The 16,072-nt window shown below is 53.3% G+C and carries 14 protein-coding genes and 4 tRNA genes; 8 read left to right on the plus strand and 10 right to left on the minus strand.

Annotated features, from left to right (window positions below; translation table 11 throughout):
* Positions 1–36: 36 nt before the first annotated feature.
* From crr to cysZ, 5 genes are all read right to left on the minus strand, one after another.
* Positions 37–546 carry a PTS glucose transporter subunit IIA gene (gene crr, locus EGY08_RS23210; RefSeq protein WP_000522253.1) on the minus strand — a complete coding sequence of 170 codons (510 nt, stop codon included), beginning with the start codon at positions 544–546 and terminating at the stop codon, positions 37–39.
* A gap of 42 nt (positions 547–588) precedes the next feature.
* A complete protein-coding gene (gene ptsI, locus EGY08_RS23215; protein WP_004123358.1) occupies positions 589–2,316 on the minus strand; it encodes a phosphoenolpyruvate-protein phosphotransferase PtsI in 1,728 nt (575 codons plus the stop codon).
* 44 nt (positions 2,317–2,360) lie between these two features.
* Positions 2,361–2,618, minus strand: coding sequence for a phosphocarrier protein Hpr (gene ptsH, locus EGY08_RS23220; RefSeq protein WP_002913505.1), 258 nt, complete (start codon positions 2,616–2,618; stop codon positions 2,361–2,363).
* A 380-nt stretch (positions 2,619–2,998) separates the two neighbouring features.
* A complete protein-coding gene (gene cysK, locus EGY08_RS23225; RefSeq protein ID WP_123828986.1) occupies positions 2,999–3,970 on the minus strand; it encodes a cysteine synthase A in 972 nt (323 codons plus the stop codon).
* A 159-nt stretch (positions 3,971–4,129) separates the two neighbouring features.
* The gene (gene cysZ / locus EGY08_RS23230; protein WP_004123354.1) at positions 4,130–4,891 is read right to left on the minus strand and encodes a sulfate transporter CysZ; all 762 of its coding nucleotides are present in this window, start codon (positions 4,889–4,891) and stop codon (positions 4,130–4,132) included.
* A gap of 230 nt (positions 4,892–5,121) precedes the next feature.
* Between cysZ and zipA the strand changes: the two genes are divergently transcribed.
* The 3 genes from zipA to EGY08_RS23245 all read left to right on the plus strand — a co-directional run bounded on the left by zipA (position 5,122) and on the right by EGY08_RS23245 (position 8,436).
* Positions 5,122–6,126 carry a cell division protein ZipA gene (zipA, locus tag EGY08_RS23235; protein ID WP_170100779.1) on the plus strand — a complete coding sequence of 335 codons (1,005 nt, stop codon included), beginning with the start codon at positions 5,122–5,124 and terminating at the stop codon, positions 6,124–6,126.
* A gap of 74 nt (positions 6,127–6,200) precedes the next feature.
* A complete protein-coding gene (ligA, locus tag EGY08_RS23240; protein WP_004123348.1) occupies positions 6,201–8,225 on the plus strand; it encodes an NAD-dependent DNA ligase LigA in 2,025 nt (674 codons plus the stop codon).
* The gene (locus tag EGY08_RS23245; RefSeq protein ID WP_004123346.1) at positions 8,218–8,436 is read left to right on the plus strand and encodes a DUF3820 family protein; all 219 of its coding nucleotides are present in this window, start codon (positions 8,218–8,220) and stop codon (positions 8,434–8,436) included. Before ligA ends, EGY08_RS23245 begins: the two co-directional genes overlap by 8 nt.
* On the opposite strand, the gene EGY08_RS23250 is transcribed toward EGY08_RS23245, so the two are convergent.
* The gene (locus EGY08_RS23250) at positions 8,433–9,431 is read right to left on the minus strand and encodes a bile acid:sodium symporter family protein (RefSeq protein ID WP_004123343.1); all 999 of its coding nucleotides are present in this window, start codon (positions 9,429–9,431) and stop codon (positions 8,433–8,435) included. The two genes, EGY08_RS23245 and EGY08_RS23250, sit on opposite strands and share 4 nt — an antisense overlap.
* Positions 9,432–9,520: 89 nt before the next feature.
* Here EGY08_RS23250 and EGY08_RS23255 point away from each other — a divergent pair, with 89 nt between their 5' ends.
* From EGY08_RS23255 to EGY08_RS23270, 4 genes are all read left to right on the plus strand, one after another.
* A complete protein-coding gene (locus tag EGY08_RS23255) occupies positions 9,521–10,447 on the plus strand; it encodes a LysR family transcriptional regulator (protein WP_112165550.1) in 927 nt (308 codons plus the stop codon).
* A 122-nt stretch (positions 10,448–10,569) separates the two neighbouring features.
* Positions 10,570–11,403 carry a xanthosine phosphorylase gene (gene xapA / locus EGY08_RS23260; RefSeq protein WP_004123338.1) on the plus strand — a complete coding sequence of 278 codons (834 nt, stop codon included), beginning with the start codon at positions 10,570–10,572 and terminating at the stop codon, positions 11,401–11,403.
* Positions 11,404–11,464: 61 nt separating this feature from the next.
* A complete protein-coding gene (locus tag EGY08_RS23265; RefSeq protein ID WP_123828988.1) occupies positions 11,465–12,721 on the plus strand; it encodes a nucleoside permease in 1,257 nt (418 codons plus the stop codon).
* A 98-nt stretch (positions 12,722–12,819) separates the two neighbouring features.
* A complete protein-coding gene (locus tag EGY08_RS23270; RefSeq protein WP_004123327.1) occupies positions 12,820–13,704 on the plus strand; it encodes a LysR family transcriptional regulator in 885 nt (294 codons plus the stop codon).
* A 248-nt stretch (positions 13,705–13,952) separates the two neighbouring features.
* Here the strand turns inward: EGY08_RS23270 and EGY08_RS23275 are convergent.
* The 4 genes from EGY08_RS23275 to EGY08_RS23290 all read right to left on the minus strand — a co-directional run bounded on the left by EGY08_RS23275 (position 13,953) and on the right by EGY08_RS23290 (position 14,350).
* Positions 13,953–14,028: transfer RNA gene (locus tag EGY08_RS23275), tRNA-Lys, on the minus strand.
* A 4-nt stretch (positions 14,029–14,032) separates the two neighbouring features.
* Positions 14,033–14,108 (minus strand) — tRNA-Val (locus tag EGY08_RS23280).
* 46 nt (positions 14,109–14,154) lie between these two features.
* Positions 14,155–14,230 (minus strand) — tRNA-Val (locus tag EGY08_RS23285).
* 44 nt (positions 14,231–14,274) lie between these two features.
* Positions 14,275–14,350 (minus strand) — tRNA-Val (locus tag EGY08_RS23290).
* 259 nt (positions 14,351–14,609) lie between these two features.
* Here EGY08_RS23290 and gltX point away from each other — a divergent pair.
* Complete coding sequence (gene gltX, locus EGY08_RS23300; protein ID WP_004123325.1) at positions 14,610–16,022, plus strand: glutamate--tRNA ligase; 1,413 nt, start codon at positions 14,610–14,612, stop codon at positions 16,020–16,022.
* Positions 16,023–16,072: the final 50 nt, after the last annotated feature.

A 16,072-nucleotide genomic window follows, 5' to 3' on the forward strand; every position in this document is an offset into this window, starting at 1 on the left:
ATGGCGCCGAGAGGCGCCATTCTTCTGCGGCAAGAATTACTTCTTGATGCGGATAACCGGAGTTTCACCCACGGTTACGCTACCGGACAGTTTGATCAGCTCTTTGATCTCGTCCATGTTGGAGATAACAACCGGAGTCAGGGTAGACTTGGCTTTCTCTTCCAGCAGCGGCAGATCGAATTCGATAACCGGGTCGCCGACTTTCACGCGCTGGCCTTCTTCAGCGATACGTTTGAAGCCTTCGCCTTTCAGTTCAACGGTATCAATACCGAAGTGAACGAACAGTTCAATGCCGCTATCAGATTCGATTGAAAAAGCATGGTTGGTTTCAAAAATTTTACCGATGGTACCATCTACCGGCGCAACCATTTTGTTGCCAGTAGGTTTGATAGCAATGCCATCACCCACAATTTTTTCCGCGAAAACTACATCCGGCACGTCTTCAATGTTGACGATCTCGCCAGAGAGCGGGGCAACAATCTCAATAGTTCCGGTGTCTTTTTTGTCATCAGAAACCAGAGATTTCAATTTATCGAACAAACCCATGATCTTCTCCTAAGCAGTAATTTGGGCCGCGCATCTCGTGAATTAGCAGATTGTTTTTTCTTCAATGAACTTGTTAACCAGCGTCATTAACTCGTCCGTTGTCGGTTGAGCAAGAGCCTGCTCTGCTAATACTTTCGCATCTTCGAAGTTCGTGTTACGGATAATCTTCTTGATGCGCGGGATGGAAATGGCGCTCATAGAGAACTCGTCCAGACCCATACCCAGCAACAGAAGTGTAGCACGTTCATCGCCCGCAAGCTCACCGCACATGCCAGTCCATTTGCCTTCAGCATGAGAAGCATCAATAACTTGCTTAATCAGCGTCAGCACGGACGGGGACATTGGCTGGTAAAGATGTGAAATCATATCATTACCACGGTCAACTGCCAGAGTATACTGCGTTAAATCATTGGTACCGATACTAAAGAAATCAACTTCTTTGGCTAAGTGACGAGCAATTGTCGCAGCGGCTGGGGTTTCCACCATCACGCCAATCTCAATGGACTCATCAAAAGCTTTACCTTCGTCGCGCAGTTCCTGTTTGTAGATTTCGATCTCTTTCTTCAGTGCACGCACTTCTTCAACAGAGATGATCATCGGGAACATGATGCGCAGTTTACCGAAAGCGGAAGCACGCAGGATTGCACGAACCTGGTCGCGCAGAATCTCTTTGCGATCCATGGCGATGCGCACCGCGCGCCAGCCGAGGAACGGGTTCTCTTCTTTCGGGAAGTTCATATACGGCAGCTCTTTGTCGCCGCCGATGTCCATGGTGCGAACGATAACCGCCTGCGAGCCACACGCTTCGGCAACGGCTTTGTAAGCGGCGAACTGTTCTTCTTCAGTTGGCAGCGAGTCGCGGTCCATGAACAGGAATTCTGTACGATATAAGCCAACGCCTTCTGCGCCGTTACGCTCGGCACCTTCAACGTCGCGTACGGTACCGATGTTTGCGCAGACTTCAACCTGATGGCCGTCCAGCGTGATTGCCGGCAGGTCTTTCAGCTTAGCCAGTTCCGCTTTTTCTTCAGCGACCTGAGCCTGCAGGTTGCGCAGTTCTTCGATTTGTTGGTCGTTCGGGTTAACCAGAACCTGATTATTCACCGCGTCGAGAACCAGATAGTCGCCGTTTTTCACCTGGCTGGTCACGCTGCCGGTGCCCACGATGGCCGGCAGTTCAAGGGAACGCGCCATGATGGAGGTGTGGGAAGTACGGCCGCCTGCGTCGGTAATGAAACCCAGTACCTTGTTCAGGTTCAGCTGCGCGGTTTCAGACGGAGTGAGGTCAGCGGCAACCAGAATAACTTCATCCTGAATCGCGCTCAGATCGATGATGGCCAGACCGAGGATGTTGCGCAGCAGGCGCTTACCGATGTCGCGTACGTCAGCTGCACGCTCTTTCAGGTATTCGTCATCCAGTTCTTCCAGGGCAGTAGCCTGACCTTCGATAACTTCATTGGCTGCCGCATCGGCAGTCATATGCTTATCTTTAATCAGGGCTATGATTTCCTGCTCAAGCTCCTCATCTTCCAGCAGCATGATGTGCCCTTCGAAGATGGCTTCTTTTTCTTCACCGAAAGTTTCACCAGCTTTGGTTTTGATGACCTCCAGCTGGGCGGAGGCCTTGGAGCGGCCGTTCAGAAAACGTTCAACTTCCTGATCAACCTTATCGGCAGAAATTTTCTTCCGGTCGATGACAATTTCATCTTCTTTCAGCAGAAGAGCTTTGCCGAAAGCGATACCCGGGGATGCTAAAATGCCTGAAATCATAACCCTACCTTACTTGTGACTGATATTAAAAAGAACCCGTGAACTTACTCGAGTTCAGCCATCAGTTTAACCAGATGCTCAACTGCTTTCTGCTCATCTTCGCCTTCGGCAGAGAGAGTCACAACGGTACCCTGGGTCAGGCCCAGAGTCTGCAGTTTGAACAGGCTTTTGGCGCTGGCGCTTTTGCCGTTGGAGGTTACAGTGATCTCAGAAGTGAAGCCTTTTGCTTCTTTAACAAACTGAGCAGCAGGGCGGGTGTGCAGACCGTTCGGAGCGGTAATAGTAACTTCTTGCTGGAACATTATATTTCCCCAACTTATAGGTTTAGTGTTGTGGACCTAAAGTTTAGCCTAACGGCCAAACTTTAGCCTGTATCGTTAGCGCCGGCATCACGTATCCGGCTCCGGCACCAGCAGCGGTGAATCGCTGTGGAAACCTTCGGCCGTTAACGTCTACCACGTCATTAAACATTATGCCGCTAAAGGAAGACTTGAACCAAATCATAAAATCGATTCAGCTTATGGAAATCCAAATCGGAATAATTTCGCGCATCGAAATAAATGTGCTGGTTAAATACCAGACCCAACGAAGTGAATCAATGCCAGGAGGGGTAAAAGTTTGACGTGTGCCACAAAAAAGCACCTGAAAAGGTGCTTTTTTACACGATATTAACAAGCTGGCATTACTGTTGCAGTTCTTTCTCAGTGAAGAGATCGGCAAACAATGCGGTGCTTAAATAGCGCTCACCTGAAGAAGGTAGGATAACCACAATATTCTTATTGGTAAAGGATTCATCCTGCTGCAGCTTCAGCGCAGCGGCAACGGCGGCGCCGGAAGAGATACCGGCCAGAATACCTTCCTCTTCCATCAGGCGGCGCGCGGTGGAAATGGCTTCTTCGTTGGTGATCGCAACCACTTTATCCACCAGTTTCAAATCCAGGTTGCCTGGGATAAAGCCTGCGCCAATACCCTGAATTTTATGCGGTCCGGGCTTAAGCTCTTCGCCCGCCAGCGCCTGGGCGATAACCGGGGAATCGGTGGGTTCAACGGCAACGGTAATCAGATCTTTTTTACCTTTGGTGCCTTTGATATAACGGCTCACGCCGGTCAGTGTACCGCCAGTACCGACGCCGGAGATAAATACGTCAACCTGACCATCGGTATCTTCCCAGATTTCCGGGCCGGTGGTTTTTTCATGAATTTCCGGGTTCGCCGGATTGCTGAACTGCTGCAGCAGGAGGAATTTTTCCGGATTGCTGGCGACAATCTCTTCGGCTTTCTGGATGGCGCCTTTCATGCCTTTAGCGCCTTCGGTCAGCACCAGATTGGCGCCCAGGGCCTTCAGCAGCTTGCGGCGTTCGATGCTCATGGTCTCCGGCATGGTCAGCGTCAGCTTATAGCCGCGCGCCGCAGCCACGTAGGCCAGAGCGATACCGGTATTACCGCTGGTCGGTTCCACCAGCTCAACGCCGGGTTTCAGCACGCCGCGTTTTTCGGCATCCCAAATCATATTGGCACCGATACGGCATTTTACGCTAAAGCTCGGGTTACGAGATTCTACCTTTGCCAGGATGCGCCCGTTACCGATGCGGTTCAGTCGAACCAGCGGCGTATGGCCGATAGTCAGGGAGTTGTCTTCAAAAATCTTACTCATGGCCCGTCCTTAACTGTATGAAATTTGGGAGTACGGCTTCAGCATACCCGCTTAAAGAATATGCGGAAGTAAGGATTTAGCATATCTATATTCGGAAGAGAAATAATGACAAGCCAGAAGTAATAAGGAGCGGCATAAGCCGCTCCGAAAGCGATAGCGCTACTTCCACATCGCGTGTTTGTCGCGGTAGCAATCAACCCACATTGCCGTCGCGCCGCAAATCGCGACGGGCAGGATGACCAGGTTCAGCACCGGGATCATGGTAAACAGGCTGGTCAGGGCGCCAAACTGCATATTGGTCACTTTACGCGTGCGCAGCGCCTGACGCATCGTTTTAAACGGTACCTTATGGTTATCAAAAGGATAGTCGCAGTACTGAATTGCCAGCATCCAGGCGCTGAACAGGAACCACAGCACAGGAGCTATGGTCTGGCCGATACCGGGAATAAAGTAGAGGATCAGCAAAACGATGGCCCGCGGGAGATACCAGGCGAACTTCTGCCACTCGCGCTTCATGATGCGCGGCACATCTTTCAGAATGCCGAAAACCCCGACGTCCGGCGGCGTCGCACCCGTCAGGCGCGCTTCAAGCTGCTCGGCCAGCAGGCCGCTGAAGGGAGCGGCAATCCAGTTGGCGATTGTCGAGAAGAAGTAGCCGAAGACAAGCAGAATCGAAATGACCACCATGGGCCACAGCAGATAGTTAAGCCATTGCAGCCATTCAGGAACATGGCTCATCAAAGAGGGGATCCAGCTGTCGAGACGCGTGAACAACCACCAGAATGCGCCGCCCATCAGAATAATGTTGACGAGCAAAGGGAGGAATACGTATCGACGTATCCCCGGCAGCCCGATCAGCTTCCAACCCTGCGAAAAGTAGTAGACGCCACTGCGCGGGGTCGTTACGGATGATGAAACCATAGTCAGGTAATGCTCCTTTTTTGACATCCAGGCTGAATGCCGGGCTATTTTATCGGGTTAGCAGACAATAACCAGTTAGGAAATGTTCGAAAAAACAGCAAAAAGCACGATTTAGTTCATCTTTATGTAGTGAAAGCCCCACACGCACTTGCACTTGATGTAATCGGCAAATACTCTTAGTGAGTAAATGTTTGCCGTGGTGGCAAGGTGTTAGAACAACAGAGAATATAATGATGCAGGATTTGCGTCTGATATTAATCATTGTTGGCGCGATCGCCATAATCGCTTTACTGGTGCACGGTTTTTGGACCAGCCGTAAAGAGCGCTCCTCGATGTTTCGCGATCGCCCACTGAAACGTATGAAGTCACGCGACGATGAAGAGTCGGAAGGCGACGACTTTAATGACGATGTTGAAGGCGTTGGTGAAGTCCGGGTTCATCGGGCCAGTCATGCGCCGAATGGCGTTCATGGGGAGCATGAAGCACCTCGTCAGCCGCAGCACCAGTATCAGCCTCCTTATGAGCGTCAGGCGCAGCAGCCACCTGTGCGCCCGGAAGAGCCTGTCCGTGCAGCGCAGCCGCCGCAACAACAGCCTGTTCACCCCCAGGCCCCGGTTCAGCAACCGCATCACGCCGTGCCGCCTCAACAGCCGGTGATGCAGCCGCCGCAGCAGGTCCAGCCGCCGCAGCCACAGCAACCTGTTCAGCATGTGCAGCAGCCGGTTCAACAACCTGCCGTCGCTCCAGAGCCTCAGCCGGCGCCAGAACCTCAGGCCCCTGCATCGCAGCAGGCCGCCCCGCAGCCTAAAGAGCGTAAGGAGACGGTCATCGTGATGAACGTCGCCGCGCACCATGGTTCACAGCTCAATGGCGAGCTGTTAATCAATAGCATCCAGCAGGCGGGTTTCAAATTTGGCGATATGAATATCTTTCATCGCCATCTCAGCCCGGACGGCAGCGGTCAGGTGCTCTTCAGCCTGGCCAATATGGTTAAGCCCGGTACCTTCAATCCGGACAGTATGGCGGATATGATGACGCCAGGGGTCACTATCTTTATGCAGGTTCCATCCTTTGGCGATGAACTGCAAAACTTTAAGCTGATGCTGCAGTCCGCGCAGTACATTGCCGATGAAGTCGGCGGCGTAGTACTGGACGATCAGCGTCGGATGATGACGCCGCAAAAACTGCGTGAATATCAAGATCGAATTCGTGAAGTGAAAGAGGCTAACGCCTGATTCATCTTCTTGCGTTTCATCTACTTATCCTGAACCCCCGCCCGTCGGGGGTTTTTTATCATTGATGGTGTGATATGGAATCGAACGAACAAAAACTGACTGAACTGCGAACCACGCTTCGCCATCATGAATACCTGTACCACGTCATGGATACGCCGGAAATTCCTGATGCTGAATACGATCGGCTGATGCGTGAACTACGTGAACTGGAAGCTCAACATCCTGAATTGATTACGCCCGATTCACCTACCCAGCGCGTCGGCGCCGCACCGCTAGCCGCGTTCAGCCAGATTCGCCATGAAGTGCCGATGCTGTCGTTGGATAACGTTTTCGATGAAGAGAGCTTCCTTGCGTTTAATAAACGCGTTCAGGATCGTCTGAAAAATACCGATGACCTGACCTACTGCTGTGAGCTTAAACTCGATGGCCTGGCGGTCAGTATCCTGTATGAAAACGGCGTACTGGTACAGGCGGCGACCCGCGGCGATGGAACGACCGGTGAAGATATCACCTCCAACGTACGCACCATTCGCGCTATCCCTCTGAAGCTACACGGTGACAATATTCCGCAGCGGCTTGAGGTTCGCGGAGAGGTTTTCCTGCCGCAGGCAGGGTTTGAAAAAATTAATGAAGAGGCGCGGCGAACCGGCGGTAAAGTCTTTGCTAACCCGCGTAACGCGGCGGCGGGGTCTTTACGCCAGCTCGACCCGCGGATTACCGCGAAGCGTCCACTCACTTTCTTTTGCTACGGCGTGGGCGTACTGGAAGGCGGCGAGCTGCCGCGTAGCCACTCAGCGCGCTTGCAGCAGTTTAAGTTCTGGGGGCTACCGGTTAGCGAGCGTGTAAAGCTCTGCCATTCGCCAGAGGAAGTGCTTACTTACTATCGCAAAGTTGAAGAAGATCGGCCGAATCTGGGGTTTGATATCGACGGTGTGGTTATCAAAGTGGATTCGCTTGATCTCCAGGAGCAGCTTGGTTTCGTGGCCCGCGCGCCGCGCTGGGCAGTGGCGTTTAAGTTTCCGGCCCAGGAGCAGATGACTTTCGTGCGCGACGTCGAGTTTCAGGTTGGCCGTACTGGCGCCATCACGCCGGTAGCGCGTCTGGAGCCAGTACAGGTCGCCGGAGTTCTGGTTAGCAACGCAACGCTGCATAATGCTGATGAAATAGAACGCCTGGGGCTGCGCATCGGCGATAAGGTGGTTATTCGCCGCGCCGGGGATGTTATCCCTCAGGTCGTGAACGTCGTCCTCTCAGAACGCCCGGAGGAGACGCGTGAAATCGTGTTTCCCACGCATTGCCCGGTATGTCATTCCGACGTTGAACGCGTAGAAGGCGAAGTGGTGACGCGCTGTACCGGCGGCCTGATCTGCGGCGCCCAGCGTAAAGAAGCACTCAAGCACTTTGTCTCCCGTCGCGCCCTGGATGTGGAGGGGATGGGCGATAAAATCATCGATCAGCTGGTCGAAAAAGAGTATGTGCATACGCCTGCCGATCTTTTTCAACTGACGCCGGGTAAGCTTACCGGGCTCGATCGCATGGGGCCAAAATCAGCGCAGAACGTGGTGGATGCGCTGGAGAAGTCAAAAGAGACCACCTTTGCCCGTTTCCTTTACGCGCTGGGGATCCGTGAAGTCGGAGAGGCGACGGCAGCCGGTTTAGCGGCCCACTTTGGCACCATTGAGGCGCTGGAGCAGGCATCGATTGACGATCTGCAAAAAGTGCCTGATGTCGGGATTGTGGTCGCCACGCACGTGCGTAATTTCTTTGCCGAAGAGAGCAACCGCGAAGTGATTGCTCAGTTGCGTAAAGAAGGCGTCCGCTGGCCGGCGCCGGTGGTGGTCAATGCTGAAGAGATTGATAGCCCATTTGCCGGGAAAACGGTGGTTCTGACCGGTAGCCTGAGCCAGCTCTCCCGTGATGAGGCGAAAGCCCAGCTGGTTGCGCTGGGCGCGAAGGTGGCGGGCAGCGTGTCGAAGAAGACCGACCTGGTCATCGCCGGGGAGGCGGCGGGCTCTAAGCTTGCCAAAGCGCAGGAGTTGGGAATTGCGGTGATCGATGAAAACGAAATGCTGCGTCTGCTCGGAGAGTCGCGTGGATAAAGATCAGCTTATTGAGATTGCCAATACGGAAATGCCGTTTGGTAAATACAAAGGGCGGCGTTTAATCGATGTGCCGGAAGAGTATTTGCTGTGGTTTGCCCGTAAGGATCAATTTCCCGCCGGGCATCTTGGCGAGCTGATGGCGTTAACGCTATTGATTAAAACTGAAGGGCTGACCAGCCTGGTCGAGCCCCTTAAGCGCCCGCGTTAGGCTTCGGAGGCGCGGCTTTTCTCCTGCGCCTGTAACGCTTCGGCCTGGCGCTTATAGCGCCGTGCCAGCACCGCACAGACCATAAGCTGAATCTGATGGAAGATCATCAGCGGCAGCACCATTATCCCCAGGATAGAGGTCGGGAAGAGAATATTGGCCATCGGAATGCCGTTCGCCAGGCTCTTCTTCGACCCGCAGAAGACAATCGTAATTTCATCCGCTTTATTAAACCCGCACCTGCGCGCCACAAACACGTTGATAGCAATTACAATCGCCAGCAGCACGATGCTGACAATAACGATAAACAGTAGCGATCCAATGCCGACTTTGTGCCAGATACCGTTAACCACCGCCTCGCTGAACGCCGAATAGACCACCAGCAGGATGGAGGTCTGGTCGGTTTTCGAGATCCACTTTTTATGTTTTGCCACCCAGTTGCCTATCCATGGGCGAGAGAGGTGCCCCAGCACAAACGGCAGCAGCAATTGCAGCATAATCTTGCCGACCTGCTCCAGACTTCCGCCCGCGCCGTGCAGATTCATCAACAGGCCGACCAGCAATGGCGAAATGAAGATCCCGAGCAGGCTTGAGGCCGAAGCCGAACATACTGCAGCCGCAACGTTGCCGCCCGCCAGAGAAGTAAACGCAATGGCCGACTGGACGGTGGCAGGAAGAATACAGAGGTAAATAAACCCGGTGTAGAGCGCCGGATCGACGTTAACGGGCGCCCACCAGGCGAACAGCACGCCAAGAACCGGAAAGACGATAAACGTGCTGCACATGACCCAGAGATGTAAACGCCAGTGGCTGCCCCCGGCAACAATCGCCTCACGCGAGAGTTTGGCGCCGTGCATAAAGAACAGCAGCGCGATCGCGGCGGTCGTTAAATGTTCGAAGAAAGGGACAAATCCACCGCGAGCAGGGAAAAAAGAGGCCAGCAGTACGACGGTGACTAACGTCAGGGTGAATGGATCAAGAATGCGGAAAAATTTCATAAACGCTCCTGAAAATCGATGCCGCTATTGTGCTTTCTTTAGTTTGAGAAATAAAATCGATTTATTGCATCTATTCATGAAAAAAAGAGATGAATTATTCGCTGCGTCAGTTAAAAGTTTTTGTGACCGTTGCCCGCGTTAAAAGCTTTAGTCGGGCAGGGGAGAGTATTGGTCTTAGCCAGTCTGCGGTAAGCCATAGCGTAAAAGAGCTGGAGCATCAGACCGGCGTACGCCTGCTTGACCGAACGACGCGTGAAGTGGTGCTCACGGAGGCCGGACAGCAGCTGGCGGCCCGGCTTGAGCGCTTGCTGGATGAACTCAATAGCACGCTGCGTGAGGCCGGTCGCGTCGGGCAACAGCTGATGGGTACCGTCCGGGTGGCGGCCAGCCAGACCATTTCCGCCCATCTGATCCCACAGTGTATTGCCTACAGTAACCGGCGCTATCCGGAGATAGATTTCGTTCTGCACGATCGTCCTCAGCAGTGGGTGCTGGAGAGCATCCGCCAGGGAGAAGTGGATTTTGGTATCGTTATCGATCCCGGCGCCGCTACCGATTTACAGTGCGAGACGGTTCTCGCTGAACCATTCTTGCTGCTTTGCCGCAGCGATCACCCTTTTGCCGGACGGGACGCGGTGAGCTGGCAGGACCTACAGCCCCAGCGGCTGGTTTTGCAGGATTATGCTTCTGGCAGCCGTCCGCTGATTGATGCCGCGCTCTCAGGATTTGCTGTAACCGCGAACATCGTGCAGGAGATTGGGCATCCGGCCACGCTATTTCCGATGGTTGAGTCGGGGATAGGTATCAGCATATTACCCGCATTAGCGCTGCCGCTCCCGCAGGGAAGCCGTTTGCAAGTGAAGCGGCTGACTCCGGTAGTGGAACGCCAGTTGATGCTGGCGCGGCGCAAAAATCGCTCGCTGTCGACTGCCGCGGAAGCGCTGTGGGAGGTGGTGCGGCTGCAGGCGGCCCGGCTTACTGCCTTACGCGAGAACGACCCCTTGTATCAGAAATGAAATCAATAGCTTTTTGATATCAAACTTCCGGGAAAACTGTATTGGTAATCGATTGCGTCGCATCGTTATAACAAGATGGTAGCCAATCATTTTATCCATTCTTCAGTTTTTAAGGACAGCTTATGAGCGACACGCTTTTCTCACAGAACCCCTGGTATAGCGCCGATATTATTCGCGGATATAAGCCGGATTTTACGCCGCGGGTGGCCTTTATCCTGGGGTCGGGTCTTGGGGCGCTGGCGGAACAAATTGAAGATGCGGTGGCGATTTCCTACGAGAAGCTGCCCGGCTTCCCGGTGAGTACGGTCCACGGCCATGCCGGTGAACTGGTGTTGGGAAATCTGGCCGGCGTTCCCGTTGCCTGTATGAAAGGGCGTGGGCACTTCTATGAAGGGCGGGGTATGACGGTGATGACCGATGCTATCCGCACGCTAAAGCTGCTGGGGTGTGAACTACTGTTTTGTACTAACGCGGCCGGCTCTTTACGTCCGGAAGTCGGGCCGGGAAGCCTGGTGGCGCTCAGCGATCATATTAACACGATGCCGGGCACGCCAATGGTAGGCCTGAATGATGAACGTTTTGGCGAGCGTTTTTTTTCTCTGGCCAACGCCTATGATGCGGATTATCGCGCCGTTCTGCAGAGCGTGGCGGCGGAGGAAGGGTTTCCGCTGACCGAAGGTGTATTTGTTTCCTATCCCGGGCCGAATTTTGAAACGGCAGCAGAGATTCGCATGATGCAGATTATTGGCGGCGATGTGGTGGGGATGTCCGTTGTGCCGGAAGTGATTACCGCCCGTCATTGCGGATTAAAAGTGGTAGCAGTCTCAGCCATTACCAATCTGGCTGAGGGGCTGGGCGATGTGACATTATCTCACGCGCAAACCCTGGCGGCGGCCGAGCTCTCCCGACAGAACTTTATCAACCTGATCTGCGGCTTCTTACGCAAACTGGCCTGAAAGAATAATAAATATGACCCCGCTTGCGGGGTCTTACTTTAATGGCAAGGAACGGAAAAAAATGAGTATCGCCTCTCGCTTAAAGCTCATGTCGTTTTTGCAATATTTCATCTGGGGAAGCTGGCTGGTCACCCTGGGTTCTTACATGATAAACACGTTGCATTTCACCGGCGCAAACGTCGGTATGGTCTATAGCTCCAAAGGGCTGGCGGCTATTATCATGCCCGGCGTTATGGGGATTATTGCCGATAAATGGCTACGTGCGGAACGGGCATATATGCTCTGCCACCTGGTCTGCGCAGCAGTGCTCCTTTATGCGACGACCGTAACCGACCCGGATACCATGTTCTGGGTGATGCTGATTAACGCGATGGCCTACATGCCGACCATCTCCTTGTCTAACAGCGTTTCCTACTCCTGCCTGGCGCAGTCCGGCCAGGATCCGGCGACCGCGTTTCCTCCTGTTCGCGTATTTGGCACTCTTGGTTTTATTGTCGCCATGTGGACGGTGAGCCTGATGGGACTGGAGCTGAGCAGCGCGCAGTTGTATATCGCCTCTGCCGCGTCGTTATTACTGGCGATTTATGCGCTTACGCTACCGAAAATTCCTGTGACCGAGAAGAAACCTGGCACCACATTGTCCGCGAGGATGGGACTGGATGCATTCGTATTGTTTAAAAATCCGCGGATGGCCATTTTCTTTTTCTTCGCGATGATGCTCGGGGCGGTACTGCAAATAACTAACGTCTTCGGTAACCCCTTTCTGCATGATTTCGCCCGTAACCCGGCGTTTGCCGACAGCTTTGTTGTGCGTTATCCCTCTATTTTGCTTTCAGTTTCGCAGATGGCGGAAGTCGCCTTTATTCTCACCATTCCTTTCTTTCTGAAACGCTTTGGCATTAAAACGGTCATGCTGATGAGTATGCTGGCGTGGACGCTACGCTTTGGCTTTTTTGCCTTTGGCGATCCGTCTCCGTTCGGTTTTGTTCTGCTGCTGATGTCGATGATTGTCTACGGCTGCGCATTCGACTTCTTTAATATTTCAGGGTCGGTGTTCGTTGAGCAACAGGCGGGGGCACATATTCGCGCCAGCGCGCAAGGGTTGTTTATGACCATGGTGAACGGTGTTGGCGCATGGGTAGGTTCGATTCTCAGCGGCATGGCCGTGGATTACTTCTCTATTGATGGCGTAAAAGAGTGGCAGACCATCTGGCTGGTGTTCGCGGCCTATTCATTGCTGCTGGCGGCTATTTTTGCCGTTTTTTTCAAATATAAACATGAACCTGAGGAGCTAATGAAGAAAGAGTTGGCCCATTAATCCTCTTCTGCGGCGGGCACATGTTCCGCCGTTTCATTTTTTCTGATGCAGTGTGGTAACTTTGCGCATTATCTTTATGCCCCAGGAGCGCATGAGCCATGGAACGCACGCATCGTATTGATCTGAAGTTATTGCGCTATTTTCTGGCTGTTGCAGAAGAGCTGCATTTTGGTCGTGCGGCGGCCCGTCTGAACATGTCGCAACCCCCGCTCAGCATTCACATTAAAGATCTGGAGCAGCAGCTCGGCACGCTATTGTTTGTTCGTCACTCCCGCAGCGTGGCCTTGACCCACGCAGGAAGAATCCTCATGGAGGAGTCCCGTCGTCTGCTTTCCAGCGCGCATCAGGCGCTGGCGCGAGTGGAGCAGATTGGGCGGGGCGAGGCCGGGCGGGTAGAGTTGGGCGTGATAGGCACCGCAATGTGGGGAAAAATGCGCCCGGTGATGCGTCGTTTTTTGAAAGAGCATCCTAACGTGGAAGTGCTTTTCAGAGAGAATATGCCCGCGATGCAGATGGCGATGCTAGAACGACGCGAGCTGGATGCCGGCATCTGGCGAATGGCGACGGCGCCTTCCCCAGGATTTACCAGCCTGCGCTTGCATGAGTCCTCTTTTCTGGTGGCCGTGCCGGAAGAGCACCCCCTTGCCGCGCGTAAGGCGATCCCGCTTGCGGCGTTGCGTAACGAATATTTTGTCACTATGCCCTCAATACATACCGACTGGACGTTTTTACAACGCGTTTGCCAGAGCGCCGGATTCTCGCCGATGATTATCCGTGAGGTAATGGAGCCGCAAACGGTGCTGGCGATGGTCAGTATGGGGATCGGTATTACGCTCATCGCCGACAGCTATGCGCAAATGATGTGGCCGGGGGTTGTGTTTCGTCCGCTGGAAGAGCGCATACCCGCTGATTTATATATCGTCTATGATCAGCAGCAGGCGACGCCCGCGCTGGAGAAACTGGTTGCGACGCTAGTGAACTAAGCGTTATTGGCGAATGGTAAAGTAAAAGCCTGCTCCGGCTTTGTGTATCGCAGATAGCAAAAAAGCGCCTTTAGGGCGCTTTTTACATTGGTGGGTCGTGCAGGATGACTCGCTTCGCTCGCCCTTCGGACAACGCTACGCGTTGTGCAAAATTGTTCCCAACAATTTTGTCGACTCGAACCTGCGACAGGTTCGAATCTTACATATTGCAGATAGCAAAAAAGCGCCTTTAGGGCGCTTTTTTACATTGGTGGGTCGTGCAGGATTCGAACCTGCGACCAATTGATTAAAAGTCAACTGCTCTACCAACTGAGCTAACGACCCGAAGTGGTGGGTGATGACGGGATCGAACCGCCGACCCCCTCCTTGTAAGGGAGGTGCTCTCCCAGCTGAGCTAATCACCCACTTCGGTACTTCATTTTACGACAAGAAATCCAGCTGGCGAGAAAGTGGTGGGTGATGACGGGATCGAACCGCCGACCCCCTCCTTGTAAGGGAGGTGCTCTCCCAGCTGAGCTAATCACCCACTTCTCAATTTCTTGCTACACGGCGGAGACTACGTAAAGTAGTTGGTGGGTGATGACGGGTTCGAACCGCCGACCCCCTCCTTGTAAGGGAGGTGCTCTCCCAGCTGAGCTAATCACCCCCGCTGTGTGGAGTCGCATTATAGGGAGAGTTGAAAATGAGTCAACGCCTTTTCTAAATAATTTGTTTGTTCGTCGTAAAATTAAACAAAACGATCGCAATGTCATCTGTGGCGCATGATTTATAAACAAAAAGGGTAAAGCGTGACGTTGAAACGGTAACAACATTGAGGAATCAGCCCACGGTGTTAGAATATTCCCCCATAAAATCCAACGTACACTGCCGCATGTCGGCACCTTTATCAAACGTAAGGCCACTTCATGAAAATCAAAACTCGCTTCGCGCCCAGCCCGACAGGCTATCTGCACGTTGGCGGCGCGCGTACTGCTCTCTATTCCTGGCTTTTTGCACGTAACCACGGCGGTGAGTTTGTGCTGCGTATTGAAGATACCGATCTTGAGCGCTCCACGCCGGAGGCCATTGAAGCCATCATGGATGGTATGAACTGGCTGAGCCTGGAATGGGATGAGGGTCCGTACTTCCAGACCAAGCGTTTTGATCGCTATAACGCCGTCATTGATGAAATGCTGCAGGCGGGCACGGCCTATAAATGCTACTGCTCCAAAGAGCGTCTGGAAGCGCTTCGTGAAGAACAGATGGCGAAAGGTGAAAAGCCGCGCTATGACGGCCGCTGCCGTCATGGCCACGAACATCATACTGACGACGAACCTTGCGTGGTCCGTTTTGCCAACCCGGAAGAGGGTTCTGTTGTTTTTGACGATCAGATCCGCGGTCCGATCGAATTCAGCAACCAGGAGCTGGACGATCTGATCATCCGTCGTACCGACGGTTCCCCGACCTACAACTTCTGCGTAGTTGTTGACGACTGGGATATGGAGATCACCCACGTTATCCGTGGCGAAGACCATATTAACAACACCCCGCGGCAGATTAACATCCTGAAAGCGCTGAATGCGCCGGTGCCGGTTTACGCCCACGTTTCGATGATTAATGGCGATGATGGTAAAAAACTCTCCAAGCGTCACGGAGCGGTCAGCGTTATGCAGTATCGCGACGACGGCTACCTGCCAGAAGCGCTGCTGAACTATCTGGTGCGTCTGGGATGGTCCAGCGGCGATCAGGAGATTTTCTCTCGCGAAGAGATGATTAAACTGTTCAGTCTGGGCGCGGTGAGCAAGTCTGCCAGCGCGTTCAACACGGAAAAGCTGCAGTGGTTGAATCACCACTATATCAATTCACTGGCCCCGGAATATGTGGCAACGCATTTACAGTGGCACATTGAGCAGGAAAATATCGACACCCGTAACGGGCCTCAACTGGCTGAGCTGGTGAAACTGCTGGGTGAGCGCTGCAAAACGCTTAAAGAGATGGCGGCGAGCTGCCGCTATTTCTATGAAGATTTTGCTGAGTTTGATGCCGATGCGGCGAAAAAACATCTGCGTCCTGTTGCCCGTCAGCCGCTGGAAGTGGTGCGCGACAAATTAGCCGCCATTAGTGACTGGACGGCGGAAAATGTCCATCATGCTATTCAGGCAACGGCCGATGAGCTGGAAGTGGGGATGGGAAAAGTGGGGATGCCGCTGCGCGTCGCGGTGACCGGCGCAGGCCAGTCTCCGGCGCTTGATGTAACCGTGCATGCAATTGGTAAGTCACGTAGCGTAGAACGAATCAATAAAGCGCTGGCTTTTATTGCTGAACGGGAAAGTCAATAATCCTGATAGTAATATCGGGAGTTTTAAAACGGTGGGGCAAGCTAACCCCG

Source organism: Klebsiella sp. FDAARGOS_511 (assembly GCF_003812845.1).
GTDB classification, from domain to species: domain Bacteria; phylum Pseudomonadota; class Gammaproteobacteria; order Enterobacterales; family Enterobacteriaceae; genus Klebsiella; species Klebsiella grimontii.

What these genes read in the sequence shown, in the direction of transcription:
- ptsI (WP_004123358.1), bottom strand. Translation starts at nt 2,316, where the DNA reads ATGATTTCAGGCATTTTAGCATCCCCGGGTATCGCTTTCGGCAAAGCT.
- crr (WP_000522253.1), bottom strand. Translation starts at nt 546, where the DNA reads ATGGGTTTGTTCGATAAATTGAAATCTCTGGTTTCTGATGACAAAAAA.
- cysZ (WP_004123354.1), bottom strand. Translation starts at nt 4,891, where the DNA reads ATGGTTTCATCATCCGTAACGACCCCGCGCAGTGGCGTCTACTACTTT.
- EGY08_RS23265 (WP_123828988.1), top strand. Translation starts at nt 11,465, where the DNA reads ATGAGTATCGCCTCTCGCTTAAAGCTCATGTCGTTTTTGCAATATTTC.
- zipA (WP_170100779.1), top strand. Translation starts at nt 5,122, where the DNA reads ATGATGCAGGATTTGCGTCTGATATTAATCATTGTTGGCGCGATCGCC.
- gltX (WP_004123325.1), top strand. Translation starts at nt 14,610, where the DNA reads ATGAAAATCAAAACTCGCTTCGCGCCCAGCCCGACAGGCTATCTGCAC.
- cysK (WP_123828986.1), bottom strand. Translation starts at nt 3,970, where the DNA reads ATGAGTAAGATTTTTGAAGACAACTCCCTGACTATCGGCCATACGCCG.
- EGY08_RS23250 (WP_004123343.1), bottom strand. Translation starts at nt 9,431, where the DNA reads ATGAAATTTTTCCGCATTCTTGATCCATTCACCCTGACGTTAGTCACC.
- EGY08_RS23270 (WP_004123327.1), top strand. Translation starts at nt 12,820, where the DNA reads ATGGAACGCACGCATCGTATTGATCTGAAGTTATTGCGCTATTTTCTG.
- EGY08_RS23255 (WP_112165550.1), top strand. Translation starts at nt 9,521, where the DNA reads ATGAATTATTCGCTGCGTCAGTTAAAAGTTTTTGTGACCGTTGCCCGC.
- ptsH (WP_002913505.1), bottom strand. Translation starts at nt 2,618, where the DNA reads ATGTTCCAGCAAGAAGTTACTATTACCGCTCCGAACGGTCTGCACACC.
- ligA (WP_004123348.1), top strand. Translation starts at nt 6,201, where the DNA reads ATGGAATCGAACGAACAAAAACTGACTGAACTGCGAACCACGCTTCGC.
- xapA (WP_004123338.1), top strand. Translation starts at nt 10,570, where the DNA reads ATGAGCGACACGCTTTTCTCACAGAACCCCTGGTATAGCGCCGATATT.